The sequence below is a fragment of the [Flexibacter] sp. ATCC 35103 genome (assembly GCF_001975985.1).
Taxonomy (GTDB): Bacteria; Bacteroidota; Bacteroidia; order Flavobacteriales; family Flavobacteriaceae; genus Flavobacterium.
In genome coordinates this window covers 433426-448457 of the sequence record NZ_MTQF01000003.1, presented here as the reverse complement: position 1 = coordinate 448457, position 15032 = coordinate 433426, and the positions used below count along the sequence as shown (strand labels likewise).

17 protein-coding genes are annotated in these 15032 nt (G+C 33.6%); 15 read left to right on the top strand and 2 right to left on the bottom strand.

All coding sequences use genetic code 11. The features are described from left to right. Nucleotides 1-107 precede the first annotated feature (107 nt). The 7 genes from BXU01_RS06230 (at nt 108) to BXU01_RS06200 (ending at nt 6036) form a co-directional block, all read left to right on the top strand. Entirely contained in the window at nt 108-815 is a 708-nt protein-coding gene (locus tag BXU01_RS06230) for an HAD family hydrolase (RefSeq protein WP_083692289.1), read from the top strand. Beyond that, a complete protein-coding gene (locus BXU01_RS06225; RefSeq protein WP_083692287.1) occupies nt 815-1444 on the top strand; it encodes a chloramphenicol acetyltransferase in 630 nt (209 codons plus the stop codon). Before BXU01_RS06230 ends, BXU01_RS06225 begins: the two co-directional genes overlap by 1 nt. A gap of 100 nt (nt 1445-1544) precedes the next feature. Continuing rightward, complete coding sequence (locus BXU01_RS06220) at nt 1545-2681, top strand: OmpA family protein (RefSeq protein ID WP_083692285.1); 1137 nt, start codon at nt 1545-1547, stop codon at nt 2679-2681. A 222-nt stretch (nt 2682-2903) separates the two neighbouring features. Next, entirely contained in the window at nt 2904-4379 is a 1476-nt protein-coding gene (locus tag BXU01_RS06215) for a hypothetical protein (protein ID WP_083692284.1), read from the top strand. Nucleotides 4380-4474: 95 nt separating this feature from the next. Beyond that, nucleotides 4475-4993, top strand: coding sequence for a ferritin (locus BXU01_RS06210; protein ID WP_083692282.1), 519 nt, complete (start codon nt 4475-4477; stop codon nt 4991-4993). Between the two features lie 81 nt (nt 4994-5074). Further along, nucleotides 5075-5260 carry a hypothetical protein gene (locus tag BXU01_RS23740; RefSeq protein WP_083692280.1) on the top strand — a complete coding sequence of 62 codons (186 nt, stop codon included), beginning with the start codon at nt 5075-5077 and terminating at the stop codon, nt 5258-5260. An 83-nt stretch (nt 5261-5343) separates the two neighbouring features. After that, on the top strand, nt 5344-6036 hold the full coding sequence (locus tag BXU01_RS06200; RefSeq protein WP_083692278.1) for a DUF2461 domain-containing protein: 693 nt from the start codon (nt 5344-5346) through the stop codon (nt 6034-6036). Between the two features lie 116 nt (nt 6037-6152). On the opposite strand, the gene BXU01_RS06195 is transcribed toward BXU01_RS06200, so the two are convergent. Beyond that, nucleotides 6153-6485 carry a single-stranded DNA-binding protein gene (locus tag BXU01_RS06195; RefSeq protein WP_083692276.1) on the bottom strand — a complete coding sequence of 111 codons (333 nt, stop codon included), beginning with the start codon at nt 6483-6485 and terminating at the stop codon, nt 6153-6155. Nucleotides 6486-6661: 176 nt separating this feature from the next. Here BXU01_RS06195 and BXU01_RS06190 point away from each other — a divergent pair, with 176 nt between their 5' ends. The 4 genes from BXU01_RS06190 to BXU01_RS06175 are packed head-to-tail and all read left to right on the top strand — an operon-like array spanning nt 6662 to nt 11365. After that, nucleotides 6662-8191: a carbon-nitrogen hydrolase family protein gene (locus BXU01_RS06190; RefSeq protein WP_083692274.1), complete on the top strand. Its 1530-nt coding sequence runs from the start codon at nt 6662-6664 to the stop codon at nt 8189-8191. Next, the gene (locus BXU01_RS06185) at nt 8188-8535 is read left to right on the top strand and encodes a hypothetical protein (RefSeq protein WP_083692272.1); all 348 of its coding nucleotides are present in this window, start codon (nt 8188-8190) and stop codon (nt 8533-8535) included. The genes BXU01_RS06190 and BXU01_RS06185 overlap by 4 nt, the downstream gene beginning before the upstream one ends. Nucleotides 8536-8541: 6 nt before the next feature. Next, nucleotides 8542-10935 carry a M28 family peptidase gene (locus tag BXU01_RS06180; RefSeq protein ID WP_083692270.1) on the top strand — a complete coding sequence of 798 codons (2394 nt, stop codon included), beginning with the start codon at nt 8542-8544 and terminating at the stop codon, nt 10933-10935. 10 nt (nt 10936-10945) lie between these two features. Beyond that, the gene (locus BXU01_RS06175) at nt 10946-11365 is read left to right on the top strand and encodes an SRPBCC family protein (RefSeq protein ID WP_083692268.1); all 420 of its coding nucleotides are present in this window, start codon (nt 10946-10948) and stop codon (nt 11363-11365) included. A gap of 148 nt (nt 11366-11513) precedes the next feature. Here BXU01_RS06175 and BXU01_RS06170 read toward each other — a convergent pair whose 3' ends face one another. After that, the gene (locus BXU01_RS06170; protein WP_083692267.1) at nt 11514-11909 is read right to left on the bottom strand and encodes a rhodanese-like domain-containing protein; all 396 of its coding nucleotides are present in this window, start codon (nt 11907-11909) and stop codon (nt 11514-11516) included. Between the two features lie 144 nt (nt 11910-12053). Here BXU01_RS06170 and BXU01_RS06165 point away from each other — a divergent pair, with 144 nt between their 5' ends. The 4 genes from BXU01_RS06165 (at nt 12054) to BXU01_RS06150 (ending at nt 15009) form a co-directional block, all read left to right on the top strand. Further along, on the top strand, nt 12054-12956 hold the full coding sequence (locus tag BXU01_RS06165; RefSeq protein WP_083692265.1) for a LysR family transcriptional regulator: 903 nt from the start codon (nt 12054-12056) through the stop codon (nt 12954-12956). Next, complete coding sequence (locus BXU01_RS06160; RefSeq protein ID WP_083692263.1) at nt 12941-13396, top strand: GNAT family N-acetyltransferase; 456 nt, start codon at nt 12941-12943, stop codon at nt 13394-13396. The genes BXU01_RS06165 and BXU01_RS06160 overlap by 16 nt, the downstream gene beginning before the upstream one ends. A 178-nt stretch (nt 13397-13574) precedes the next feature. Next, nucleotides 13575-14399 (top strand): SDR family oxidoreductase, encoded by an 825-nt coding sequence (locus BXU01_RS06155; protein ID WP_083692261.1) that lies wholly within the window; start codon nt 13575-13577, stop codon nt 14397-14399. Between the two features lie 133 nt (nt 14400-14532). Continuing rightward, nucleotides 14533-15009, top strand: coding sequence for a methylated-DNA--[protein]-cysteine S-methyltransferase (locus BXU01_RS06150; protein WP_083692259.1), 477 nt, complete (start codon nt 14533-14535; stop codon nt 15007-15009). Nucleotides 15010-15032: the final 23 nt, after the last annotated feature.

Below are 15032 nucleotides of genomic sequence, written 5' to 3'. Positions count from 1 at the left end.
TTTTTAAAATAATTCGTGAATTCGTGGCGGAAACATCAGCGATAATTGTGTAATTCGTGGCAAAAAAACCTGAAACCTGAAACAAAACAAACTTGAAACAACTTTCTATGTTACATAAAAACAAAATACCAAATTTAAAAGTAATTGCATTTGATGCTGATGACACTTTGTTTGTTAACGAACCTTACTTTGAAGAAACTGAACATAAATTTTGTGCCTTGATGGAAGATTATCTTTCGCATCAGGGAATTTCGCAGGAATTGTTTAAAATCGAAATTGCGAATTTACCTTTATATGGTTACGGAATTAAAGGTTATATTCTTTCGATGATCGAAGCTGCGATGAATATTTCGAACAATACAATCCCGATTGAAGCGATCGCAAAAATTATTCAGTACGGAAAAGAATTACTCGAGAAACCAATCGAGCTTCTGGACGGAGTCGAAGAAACTTTGCAAGCTTTACACGGCAAATACAAATTGGTTGTTGCTACAAAAGGCGACTTGAAAGATCAACACAGTAAATTGCATCGTTCAGGTTTAGGACATTATTTTCATCATATCGAAGTAATGTCAGACAAACAAGAGATTGATTACGAAAAACTATTAGGCCGTTTAGAGATTCAGGCAAACGAATTTCTAATGATTGGAAATTCATTAAAATCTGATGTTTTGCCAGTTTTAGGACTTGGAGGTTACGCGGTGCACATTCCGTTTCATACCACTTGGGAACACGAAAAAATTAGTCATAAAGTAGAACACGAACACTTTAGTTCATTCGAAAAAATTACTCAAGTACTTGAGAACTTATCATAATGAAAACACTTTTAGATTTAGAAAACTGGAACAGGAAAGAACATTTCCAGCATTTCAGACAAATGGAGGAACCTTTTTTTGGTGCAACCGTACAAATTGATTGTACAAAAGCATATCAGGCTGCAAAAAACCTTAAAGCTTCTTTCTTTATTTATTATTTGCATAAAACGTTAGTTGCAGTGAATTCTATTGAAAATTTCAAATATAGAATTGCTGATGACAATATCTATATCAATGACCGTATTGATGTATCAGCAACAATTGGACGCGAAGACGGAACTTTTGGATTTTCATTAATAGAATATAGTCCAGATTTTAAAATCTTCGAACAAAATGCTTTGGCAGAAATTGAACGTATTCAAAACACAACCGGACTTTTTACAAGATCCTTTGATGATGATAATGTGATTCATTTCTCTGCAATTCCGTGGCTTAATTTTACTTCGCTTTCTCACGCCCGCAGCTACACGTTTCCAGACAGTTGTCCTAAAATTTCTTTTGGCAAAATGATCACTAGTGAAACCGGGACCAGAACAATCGCAATGTCAGTACATGTTCATCATGGCTTGATGGATGGTTTGCATATGGGGCAATTTGTAGATTATTTTCAGGAATTAATGAATACTTAAATATTATTTAACCTTATTCTGTTGTTCTTATGGCTTATGCTGGAGAATAATTCCTACAATAAATTGTTTGTTTGATGAAAATTTAAAATCTCAAATAACAATGAAAAAAATTGTAATTGTTCTAGCGTTTTCGCTAGGTTTAACGAACCTTCACGCGCAATCAGAAACAGAAAAAAATACGGGAAGCGACTATAATAAATGGTCGATCGAAGTAGCTGGCGGAGTTAATAAACCTCAACGTCCAATGACATCAGGCTATTATACTTCAACTCCAAGTTTTTATGTTGGAGACCTGGGAGTTAGGTACATGCTTAACAACAAGTTTGGTTTAAAAGCTGATTTTGGATACAACAGTTTTACAGGAAAAAATAATTCTGTAGACTTTGATTCAAAATATTACAGAGCAGATTTGCAAGCTGTTGCAAACTTAGGCAGAATCATGAACTTTGAAACATGGACTAAAACAATTGGTTTATTAGGTCATGCAGGTTTTGGTTTGGCTCAGTTCGAGAACAAAGACTTACATGTAAAAGACAGAATGGGTAATTTTATTGCTGGTGTTACAGGTCAAATCAGATTAACTGACAGACTTGCCCTAACTGGTGATTTTACTACTATTTTGAATGCTTCTCAAAATTCTACGTTTGATGGTGCAACTATTGGAGACACAAGAGGTTTCACAGGTATCCTTTTTAACGGTACTGTTGGTCTTAATGTGTATTTAGGAAAAAACACTAAACATGCTGACTGGGTTGTTGTTTCACATGATTTCGATTCATCGGCTTTAGAAAACAAAATGGCAGATCTTGAAGCTCTGGTTAGAAAAGTACCAGAAAAACAAGTAATTATCGAAAAGCAAATTAGTGCTCCGGCAGTAAGTGACAAAGATGTTATCAAAGAAATGATTAACGACAAATATTACAGCGTTTATTTTGACTTTAACAAATCGACACCAATCGAAAATTCTACTGCTGCAATTGATGTAGTTTTAACTTATTTAAGAAAAACTCCTTCAGCGTCTATTGACATTATTGGTTATGCAGATCAGGTTGGAAGCTCAGAGTATAACGAGAAATTATCAAACACAAGAGCTAACAATGTTAAAACAATTTTTGAAAAAGCAGGTATTGCATCTTCAAGATTAAATGTTGTAGCTGGTGGAGCTGATACATCTATTCAAAAAGAATCAGAAGAAGCCAGAAGATTGGCAAGAAGAGTTACTTTTAGAGTAAAATAATCTAAGCATCATTAAAAAATCAAGTCCTGAAGAAATTATTCTTCAGGACTTTTTTTATACCTTTAAGGTAAATCATAAGCAAATATAGCATACTCTTTTTTTAGCATAACAAAATAACAATTTGATTATCAATCCTTAATCTAATTTATTTTATAAACTGACTGCTAATAATATAAAAATAAAAGAGCCTGAATTTGGAATAATTATTGTTGGTAAAAAAACATGAAAAAATCATTACTCTTCTTTCTTCTAATCTATAAATCAGTACTGTTGGGTCAAACAGTATTGAACTCATATCCCTTAAACCTGCATAATTCTTTAGAAAATGGACAGGCTTTAAATGTTGAGGATGTAAAAACCCATGATATTTATGTCTTTGCAGCAGACGATAAAAACATCAATATTTTAAAATATAACAAATCCCTTTTTCTTACCAATCAGTTTACTGATACTATAAAATATGTAGAAAAAAGAACCTTGATTGGCCACAGCTTTAGCGAAGATGGAAACCCTACCCTTTACTGGGGTTCAAGAAACTTACGAAACTTTCATATTATAAAATATTATCTGGGAACAAAAATTTCTAAACCCTTAAATTTTGATTTTCCGGACAATATTGAATATCTCATAACGACGTTTCAAAAAGATAATTTATTCTACGTTCTGGCAAAAGAAAAAAACCAACAACATCTTCTTCTCTATGAATTTGATAATGGAAAATGCGAAATAAAGATGTTTGATTTTTCAGCTTTTTCTTTTCAAAATGCCATAGGTCAAAACCTTAGCTTCAGTGCACTTATTCGATATTTTCCAATCCAGAAAATAGAGACAAATGATTTTAATACTTTAGACAAAAGCGCTAAACTCATTAAGATGTATGTACTTGACAAACATATGCTTTTGACTTTTGACTATAATCAAAAAAAAACACAGGTATTTGATCTTAACCTTGAAACGACAGCGGTAACAGAGAAAAACTTTGATCAGCCTGCTTTAAAGAATGACTCTAAAACCTCAAATTCTTTTTATAGCAAAAACAAACTATATCAAATCAATGCTAATAAAGAAGAATTGTTATTTGATATAAAAGATTTCGATTCCGAAAAAACAATCAAAAGTGCTTCAATCTCCAAAAATGACACTATACCTTTTACAAACTCTTTAATGTTTCTTCAGATGAACAACGAGAAACCTCAGAAATTAAAAACGGTTTCTAAATTTCTACAACGTTTATCACCTTTGAGCGCTGGAGTTTCTGTCTTAGAAAATAACAATGCTATTTATATAACATTTGGAGGTTTTGTAGAACATATTTATACGGATACATTTTATCCGCCTCGTGATTATATGACTTTTCAGGATTTTGATAATCCTGCTTTCCAGAATTACACACAAAGCAAAATGGTTTTCTTTGATTCGACGCTAAATTCTAAATATGAATTTATAAACAACAATCAACAAGAACCACTTGCAATTGATAACATCTCGTATTTTTTGAGCATCACTAAAAATGTGTCGCTGCAAAACATTCTAAAGTTAAAAGATTACTACATACTGAGCTATTATGACACAGTATCTCAACAATATATAATGCGCAAATTTACAGATGGTTTAATACTGGAAGATAACGGAAACCCGATTATGAACAAATCCCAATTTTCAAAACAAGCCTCTTTTGGTACAATTAAGCCTCGTTAATTTTTTATTGAGAATTAATCCAAATGTCTCGTGTTTATGGATTTCCAAAAAAGGGAATGGATTATTTTTTCTAACTTTACAAAAAAGTCATTATTATGTTATCGAAAAATATAGAAGCAGCATTAAATAAGCAAATACGCATAGAGGCAGAATCTTCGCAAACCTACCTTTCTATGGCTTGTTGGGCTGAAGTACACGGATTAGAAGGAATTGCGCAATTTATGTACACACAATCAGACGAAGAGCGCGCACATATGCTTAAACTGGTTAAGTACATCAACGAACGCGGAGGTCACGCTCAGATTACCGATCTTAAAGCGCCAAAAACATCATACTCTACATTCAAAGAAATGTTTGAAGCCCTTTATAATCATGAAATCTTTGTTTCGGAATCTATTAATGAACTGGTTCACATAACTTTTGAAGAAAAAGATTATGCAACTCACAATTTCTTGCAATGGTACGTAGCTGAACAAATCGAAGAAGAAGCAACAGCTAAATCTATCTTAGACAAAATCAATTTAATTGGCGATGATAAAGGTGGACTTTATTTGTTCGACCGTGATATTCAGCAATTAACGGTTACAAGCTCTATTGCTATTAACCCAAAATAAAAAAAGTTAAAGTTTATTTAGAATATATAAAAATAACATTTTTCTTTTATATTTGCTTCTGTTTTTAAATACGGAGGAAAATTGGGCAAGAAAGAAAAAGATAAGGACAAGAAAAAGGATAAAAAGAAAAAGAAGAATAAAGCTATCCTTGAGAACATTAAGAAGTTGGAAAACTGTAAATCTTCTTGTTGTGAGAAATACAAAAAAAGCGAGAAGAAACGCTGCTCACGTTGTCCCATGTTTGATTTATTCAAAAAAACTGCTTAACAAAATATACACAAAACCCACCAAGAAATTTGGTGGGTTTTTAGTTTAATCCTAATCGCCTTCAGACTAATAAGAATAATTCTATGAAAAACGAAATTATAATACCCAAATCCAGTCTTGATTTTTTAACTCAACTTAAAGAGAACAATAACAAACCCTGGTTTGAGGCAAATAAGCCAAATTACTTAAAAGAATTAAACCATATTGAAACCTTTGCAGATGCTTTGCTTCAGGAACTTTCAAAAACCGATGTTTTAGAAACGGCTTCGGGTAAAAAAAGTGTCTATAGAATTTATCGCGATATTCGTTTTTCTAAAGATAAAACTCCTTTTAAAAACTATTGGGGCGGCAGTTTTACAAGAGCAACAAAGGCAAGGCGCGGCGGGTATTATTTTCATCTGGAAAAAGGAAACAGTTTTTTCGCTGCTGCTTTCTGGGGACCTAATGCAGCAGACTTAAAACGCCTTAGAAGCGAATTTGCCCACGATCCTGAACCAATGCAAAAAATACTGAAATCAAAATCTTTTGTCAACACTTTTGGAACTCTGCAAGGCGAACAGCTAAAAACAGCTCCAAAGGGTTATGATGTAAATCATAAAGCTATCGATTTACTGCGCTACAAACAGTTTTTGATTATGAAACGTTTTACAGATGAAGAAGTATTGAGTCCGCTTTTTTTGGAGCAAGCTTTAGAAACTTGCAAAAACATGCGGCCTTTTTTAGATTATATGAGTGAGGTTCTTTCAACTGATATCAACGGTGCTTCTGTTTTATAATTACAATATAAAATTTTAAACCCGACAGGTTATAAAAACCTGTCGGGTTTGGTTTGCTAAGTACCCAATTATTGGTATAAAACCTAATTTAGTTTAGTATCAAATTTGGTTAAATGTTATTTACTAAGCAACAAAATTTCATTGACAACAACTTCGGTCACATATTTTTTTTCTCCGTTTTTGTCATCGTAACTTCTGTGGGTTAATTTTCCTTCGATCGCAACTTCTTTACCTTTTACCACATATTTTTCGATAATTTCGGCAGTTTTGCCCCATGCGGTAACACGATGCCACTGGGTTTGCTCTACTTTTTCACCTTTATCATTGGTATATTTCTCATTGGTGGCAATGGTTAAATGTGCCAGTTTTGTTCCGTTTTCTAATGTTTTAATTTCCGGATCGTTTCCTGCGTTACCAATTAATTGTACTCTGTTTTTCATTGCATTCATGGCGTATACTATTTAAATGTTCCTATAAAGAATTCGTTTATCAAATTCAACAGGGCAAAGATGCGACAGGTTCAAAAAATTAATCGGTTGTAAACTAATTACATTCGGTTGTAACTATTTGTAAGCGTTTGTAAATGGAAACATTTTTTTGTATATTTAACAGAAATCATACTACAATGCAAACAAAAATCAATAAAGTTGAATTAAGAAATTTAGAATTCGACGACTATCAGCAGCTAAAAAATTCCATGGTTGAATCGTATCCTGAAATGGCCAATTCATACTGGAGATCTAATGACATAAAAAAATTATTATCAATATTCCCTGAAGGTCAACTTGTTATACTAGTTGACGGTGTAGTTGTAGGATCTGCATTATCTCTAATTGTCGATGAAAAATTAGTAGATAAAAGACACAACTACAAACAAATTATAGGCGATTATACTTTCTCAACTCACAACCCTGACGGGGAAATACTGTACGGTATAGACGTTTTTATCCACCCTAATTATCGTGGCTTACGTTTAGGCCGCCGTTTATATGATACTCGTAAAGAACTTTGCGAGCAATTGAACCTAAAAGCAATTGTTTTTGCAGGAAGAATTCCAAATTATTCTCAACATGCAAAAAAGATGACTCCAAAAGTTTATATTGATAAAGTAAAACATAAAGAACTACACGATCCTGTACTTTCATTTCAGTTAAGCAATGATTTTCACGTATTAAGGATCATCAAAAACTATCTGGAAGGCGACGAAGAATCTAAGGAATTTGCTGTGCTTTTAGAATGGAATAATGTTTATTACGACGAAAGTCCAAAACTAATCAACCTTGAAAAAAGTGTTATTCGTTTAGGATTGGTGCAATGGCAAATGCGTCAGTTGAATAATCTGGAAGAGTTTTTTGAACAATCAGAATTTTTTATCGATGTTGTTTCAGGTTATGGTTCTGATTTTGCACTATTTCCTGAATTATTTATTGCGCCTTTAATGGCAGATTACAATCATTTATCTGAAGCTGAAGCCATTCGTGAACTTGCCCGATATTCTGACCCAATCAGGAAACGTTTCCAGGAATTTGCAATCTCTTACAACATTAATATTATTACCGGAAGTATGCCGCTTTTAGAAAATGGCAACTTATACAATGTGGGTTTTTTATGCAAAAGAGACGGAACATCAGAAATGTATACCAAGATTCACGTTACACCAAACGAAGTTCAGCATTGGGGAATGAAAGGCGGATCACACTTCAAGACCTTTGATACGGATTGCGGAAAAATTGGAATTCTGATTTGTTACGATGTTGAGTTTCCGGAACTTTCGCGAATCCTGGCTAATGAAGGAATGAATATTTTATTTGTTCCGTTTTTAACAGATACTCAAAACGCTTATACAAGAGTAAAACACTGTTCTCAGGCACGTGCGATAGAAAACGAATGTTATGTTGCTATTGCTGGTTGTGTTGGTAACTTGCCAAAAGTAAACAATATGGATATTCAATATGCACAGGCATCTGTATTTACCCCATCAGATTTTGCTTTTCCGAGTAACGGTATTAAGGCCGAAGCAACTCCAAATACAGAGATGACTTTGATTGTTGATGTCGATTTGAACTTGCTTAAACAGCTTCACGAACACGGAAGTGTGAGAATCTTAAAAGATCGTCGTACTGATTTGTATGAGATCAAAAAGATCGAGCCATGAAAGCCTGTCTTGAATGTTTCGAAAAAATAGTTGGTCGTGAAGACAAAAAATTCTGTTCAGATAGTTGCAGAAATGCGTACAACAATAAAATAAATAAAGACAGTAACAATTTCATGAGGAATGTAAACAACAAATTACGAAAAAATTACCGTATTTTGTCTGAATTAAATACTGATGGAAAATCTAGGGCAACAAGAGATAAAATGATCAATAAAGGTTTTGATTTCGATTTCTTTACCAATATCTTGCAAACCAAAACAGGAAATACCTACTATTTCTTGTATGATCAAGGATATCGCTCTTTGGACAATGATTATTTTATGCTTGTTAAAAAAGAAATATAGTACGTAATGAAGAAAAACCCCACCTCAATTCTGGCCATAGTCTGCGTTTTAGCAATTCTAGGCATCATTTACGCCTCGATGATGCCACAATGGATTTCGAAAGATGAAGAAGCTCTTGCTGAATTTTCTACCGAAAGAGCGCTGAATCAAGTCGAAATTATTGCTCAAAAGCCACACTATGTTGGTTCAACCAATCACGAACTGGTTGCAAATTATCTAAAACTTGAACTTAACAGAATTGGATTGGAAACTTCTGTTCAGGAAGGTTTTACTCTTAACGACAAAGGTCTTTTAGTAAAGTCCAAAAACATACTGGCCCGAATAAAAGGTACAAACAATTCAAAAGCGTTATTGTTACTATCACATTATGACAGTGCCCCACATTCATTTTCTAAAGGTGCAAGCGACGATGCCTCAGGAGTAGCGACAATATTAGAGGGAATTCGTGCTTTTTTATATGCCAAACAACCACATAAGAATGACATCATTATTCTTTTTTCTGATGCCGAAGAATTGGGTTTAAATGGAGCTGCACTTTTCGTAAACAAACATCCTTGGGCAAAAGAAGTTGGTCTGGTCATTAATTTTGAAGCAAGGGGTTCTTCAGGACCAAGTTATATGCTGATGGAAACCAACAAAGGCAATGAAGCTCTGGTAAAAGAATTTTCGAATGCAAAAACTAAATATCCGGTTTCAAACTCGTTGATGTACAGCATCTACAAAATGCTGCCAAATGATACTGATCTAACTGTTTTTAGAAAACAAGGAAACATACAAGGGTTTAATTTCGCCTTTATAGACGGGCATTATAATTACCATACACAACAAGACGACGTTCAGCATTTAAGCAAAACAACTCTTGCTCATCAGGGAACTTACCTGATGCCATTATTAAAATATTTTTCGAATGTAGACTTAAACACTACAAATTCAACTCAGGACGATGTTTATTTTAGTGCTCCATTCTCCTTTATAAGTTACCCGTTTAGCTGGGTTTTTCCAATGACTATTATAGCTTTAGGTCTATTGATTCTTTTTATTTTTATAGGCAAAGCAAAACGTGTTATTACTTTCAGGGAAATTTTCAGAGGATTTGTTCCGCTTTTGGGATCAATTGCAATTTCCGGATTAGTTACTTTTTTAGGCTGGAAAATTATATTAGAAATATATCCCCAATATTCCGATCTTCTTAATGGGTTTACCTATAACGGACACGCTTATATTGGCGCTTTTGTAACGCTGAGTATTGCCATTTCTTTTGCTTTTTATCACCATTTTTCAGAAGCAAAAATCACAATGAATCACTTTGTAGCACCTTTGTTACTCTGGATTATTATAAATGCATTTTTAGCAAATAGCTTAACTGGCGCAGGTTTCCTGATTATTCCGGTTTATTTTGGAGTTCTGTTATTCGGAATTTTTGTTCTTACCCAACATTATAGTTTAGGTCTCAATTTATTATTTAGCATACCTGCACTGGCCATTGTAGCGCCTTTTATCGTAATGTTCCCGGTAGGTTTGGGTCTCAAAATTCTTTATGGTAGTGCTATTCTCACCGTTCTTCTTTTTGGATTATTACTGCCAATTTTTGGAGCTTTCTTTAAAAAAGGAGTCTGGACCATGCTTTTCTTTGCTGTATCTATAGGATTCTTTATTTATGCAGGTTATCATTCCGGTTACGAGCATGGAAAAGCAAAATCAAACAGCTTATTATATATTTATAATGCGAACACAAACTCTGCTGTTTGGGCAACTTACGACGTGAATTTAGACGAATGGACCAAAACTTATTTAGGAGAAAAAAATCAAAAAGCGGTAGGTTTAAACGCTCTTCCGCTGGCAAGTAAATATAATTCTGGTTTCACATATAGTGCCATTGCACCTGTAGTAGATGTTCCAAAACCAACAATTGCTTTCTTAAAAGACAGCGTTGTGGGCAATAACAGATATCTAAAAATCAAAATCACGCCTAATAGAAAAGTAAACCGTTATGATATTTATGCCAATCCAAAAATGACTTTATATAATTTTAAAGCCAATGGAGTTGCAACTTCAGACCAAAAAGGAAATCGCTTAGAACGCGACGGCAGTAAAATTATCTGTTATTATGTAGTTGGTAACGAACCTCTTGTAATGGATTTTTATATTAATAAATCGTCTATTTTTGACATGGATCTAATTGAAAGTTCTTTTGATTTAATGACAAATCCGTTGTTCCAGATAAAACCAAGAAACGACTGGATGATGCCAACACCGTTTGTTTTGAATGATGCCGTATTAATTCAGCAGAAAATAAAAAAATATACAGCACCAGTAGCCACTATACCAGCCGCAACAGTAGTAAAAGATAGTACTGTTGTTTCAAAAGACAGCTTAAAATCTATTGTAAAACCACAATAAGATACTTGTTATGGCAACAAATATTTCAACAATCTATCTTGATGCTCCAATAGAAAAAGTTTGGAACACATTGACAAAGCCAGAATTGGTCAAACAATGGCAATACGGAAGTGATTTAATTACAGATTGGAAAATTGGTAACGAAATCAGATTTAAAAACGAATGGGAAGGTCAGGTTTTTGAGCAATGGGGAACTGTTTTAGATGTTGTTCCAAATAAGAAAATCAAATACTCTCTGTTTTTCCCAAGGCCGGAATTAGAAGACAAACCGGAGAATTACTTTATAATGAGCTATATTCTATCTGAAGAAAATCAGAAAATAAAACTTGAAATCATTCAGGAAGACAATCGTCCCGGCGCCGTTCAGGAAGAACCGCAAGGAGAAGAAAATCCAATTCTTCAAGGTCTGAAAGCTTTAATAGAATCTTAAAATAAGGTACAGAGGCTCAAAGGTACAAAGGCACAAAGCATAAGCACAAAGGTTTAAAAAAAGCACTATGAAAATAGTGCTTTTTGTTTTTTAGAATACCTTAAAAACCTTTGAACCTTTGCAACTTTGAACCTTTGCCCCTAGAAAATCAACAAGCACATTCGATTTTTAAACCTGCTTTTACACCGTTTGTACCTTCGGTGGCATAACCGTCAAACTTCCACCACTCTATTCCTCCTATTAGCTCTTTTACTTTGAAGCCTAGTTTTGCCATATTCAAAGCTCCTTTTGTTGAAGCATTGCAGCCAATTCCGTCGCAATACGTCACATACAAAACATCTTTATCCAAGTTATTTGTGCTTTCAACCGTCATTTCGCGATGCGGGATATTAATTGCAGTAGGAATATGCTCTGCTTCATAACCAAAAGCTTTTCTGGCATCAATAACAATTACCTTTTCTCCGTTGTTTAAAGCATCAAATAAATCTGAAGGATCCATTTCGAATGCTAGTTTGTTTTCATAGTGTTTAATTTGATTTTCCATCTTTAGCGTTTTTATGATTTGTTTTTTCAAAAGTAATTGAAGCTTACTTTCCATAAAAACGAAAAGAATTCATCAAGTTGATTACTTTATTTCATAGAAAAACCATTCTAAAATTTTGTTCCTTTGTATACTAACTCTTAAAAGATGGAAATACGTCATTTACGATTAATAAAAGCAATTGTCGAAGAAGGAAGCATTACCAAAGCGATAGACAAATTGCATTTGACACAATCAGCCTTGAGCCACCAACTCAAAGAAGCTGAATATCAATTGGGAACTGCCATTTTTTTGAGAACAAACAAAAAGTTAGTTTTAACCAAAGCGGGAGAAAAAATCTATGAACTCGCCAATGAAATTCTGGAAAAACTCTCTCAAACCGAATCTCAAATCAAACAAATGGTTTATGGTGAACACGGCGAAATCAGAATTAGCACAGAATGTTATTCCAGTTATCACTGGCTTCCTCCGGTTTTAAAACAATTTCACAATTTATATCCAAATGTAGAATTGAAAATTATAACCGAAGCGACTCATATTCCGTTACAAAAGTTACTTGAAAACACAATTGATATCGCCATTATCAGCGATCAGATTAAAGACAATAACATTAAATATATTGAGCTTTTTCAGGATGAAGTTGTTATGGCGGTTTCTGAAAATCACGCCTGGGCAAATAAAAAATATGTCGTTGCAGAGGATTTTATAAACGAACATTTACTAATTCATTCACTTCCAATGGAAACGGTAACGATTCACCAATTTGTTTTGGCTCCGGCTAAAGTAACACCAAAAAAAATCACGCCACTTCCTTTGACAGAAGCTTCACTGGAAATGGTTAAAGCTGATATGGGCGTAATGTCTATGGCAAAATGGGCATTGTTGCCACATTTAAAAAACAATCCAATTAAAGCCATTAAAATTGGTAAAAACGGTTTAAGAAGAAAACATTTTATAGCAATTCGTGAAAATCAGCAATATCCGGACTACTTTCATCATTTTATTACCTTTTTACAAAACGAAATCAATCTGCAATGGAATATTCAATAAGGAATTGCGAATTATCAGATGTACCAAAACTGGTTGTTTTATGTCAAAAACATGCTGAATTTGAGAAAGCTGATTTTTCTCCGAAAGGAAAAGAACAAAAATTAAAAGAAGCATTGTTTCATGAAAATCCAAAATTATTCTGTTTAGTTGTAGCAGCAAAAGAAACTATTGTTGGTTATGTTTCATACACTTTTGATTATTCCACTTGGGATGCTGCAACTTTTATGTATATGGATTGTTTGTTTTTAGAACCGGAAGCCAGAAGTTTTGGCATTGGTGAGATCTTAATCGACAAACTAAAACAAATCGCAATCGAGAAAAATTGCATCGATATACAATGGCAAACACCGGAATTTAACGAAAGAGCGATTAAATTCTATAACCGAATTGGCGGAAAAGGAAAAGATAAAGTTCGATTTACTTTGGATTTAAAAAAATAATCTGGAAAAGTCGCGCAAAGTTTTTCTTTTAAACTTGTCATCCTGAGCGAAGTCGAAGGACATACAAGTAACTCTATAAAGATTGACAACTTACTAAGCGGAGCTTCTTTCGTGTCCTTCGACTTCGCTCAGGATGACAAAAACCTTTGTAACTTTGCTCCTCTGAACCTCAAAAAAAATGACACAAATAAGCATATTAGGCTGCGGATGGCTTGGATTGCCATTAGCAAAAAAATTAATTCACAAAGGATATTCAGTAAACGGATCTACGACTTCTGAAAATAAACTTTCTGTTTTGGAAGAAGCTGGAATAAATCCGTTTTTGGTAGCACTTGAAAGCGAAAGCGTTTCAGAAAGTATCAACGATTTTTTATCTAAAAGTGAAATCTTAATTATAGATATTCCGCCCAAATTGCGAGGAAGTAATACAGATATTTCCAATCCTTCCAGAAAAATATTTGTAGAAAAAATAGAAAACCTAATTCCATTTATAGAAAAATCAACTGTAAAAAATGTTCTTTTTGTTAGTTCAACTTCTATTTATGGAGATGAAAACGGAGTTATAACCGAAGAAACAATTGCCAATCCGGAAACTGAAAGTGGCAAACAATTGCTTTTGGCAGAAGCAATTCTTCAAAAAAATCAAAATTTCGAAACCACAATTTTACGTTTTGGAGGATTAATTGGCGAAGACCGTCATCCGGTAAAATTTCTGGCCGGGAAAGAAAATCTCGAAAACCCTGATGCTCCGGTGAACTTAATTCATCAAAAAGATTGTATTGCCATTATCGAAGAAATTATCAGGCATTCAAAATGGAAGGAAGTTTTTAATGGTGTTGCTCCTTTTCATCCTACAAGAGAGGAATATTATACGCAAAAAGCAAAAGTACAAAACTTAACTTTACCAAAATTCAGCCCTGAAAAATCGAATATTAAAAAGGTTATTTCAAGTGAAAAAGTTGAAAGCATTTTAGGTTATCAATTTAGTTTAGAAAATTATTAAAATGCTTAAACCATATAAGTTACATAAGTTCATTTAAATGAAAGGGTTACTAAACTTTGCGATATCAAAACTTAAATTTACTTCTATAAATTATATGGTTTAAAAAACTTTACGAACTTTATATTAAAAAAACATGGAAACAGTTTACATCAATTCGCCTTTAGGAATCACCAAAATTGTTGGGGATGAAGATGGTATTGCTGTAATATCCGTTTCTGATGTTGGTACAAATGAAATTTCTTCTGAAATTCCGGAAGTTTTAAAAACTGCTGTTTTGCAACTTCAGGAATACTTTGACAAAAAAAGAATTGATTTTGATTTTAAACTAAATCCAAAAGGTACCGAATTTCAGCAGAAAGTCTGGAAATCGTTGTTGGAAATTCCATATGGAAAAACAATAACCTACATGGATCAAACCAAAAAACTAGGCGACATAAAAGCGATTCGTGCTGTTGCATCTGCCAATGGCAAAAATCCGTTATGGATTGTAGTTCCATGTCATCGGGTTATTGGCACAAATGGTTCTTTAACTGGTTATGCAGGAGGATTATCCCGTAAGAAATGGTTAATAGATCACGAAAACCCAACAACTCAGCAAAGTTTATTCTAACCTTTTTTGCCACGAATTTCACA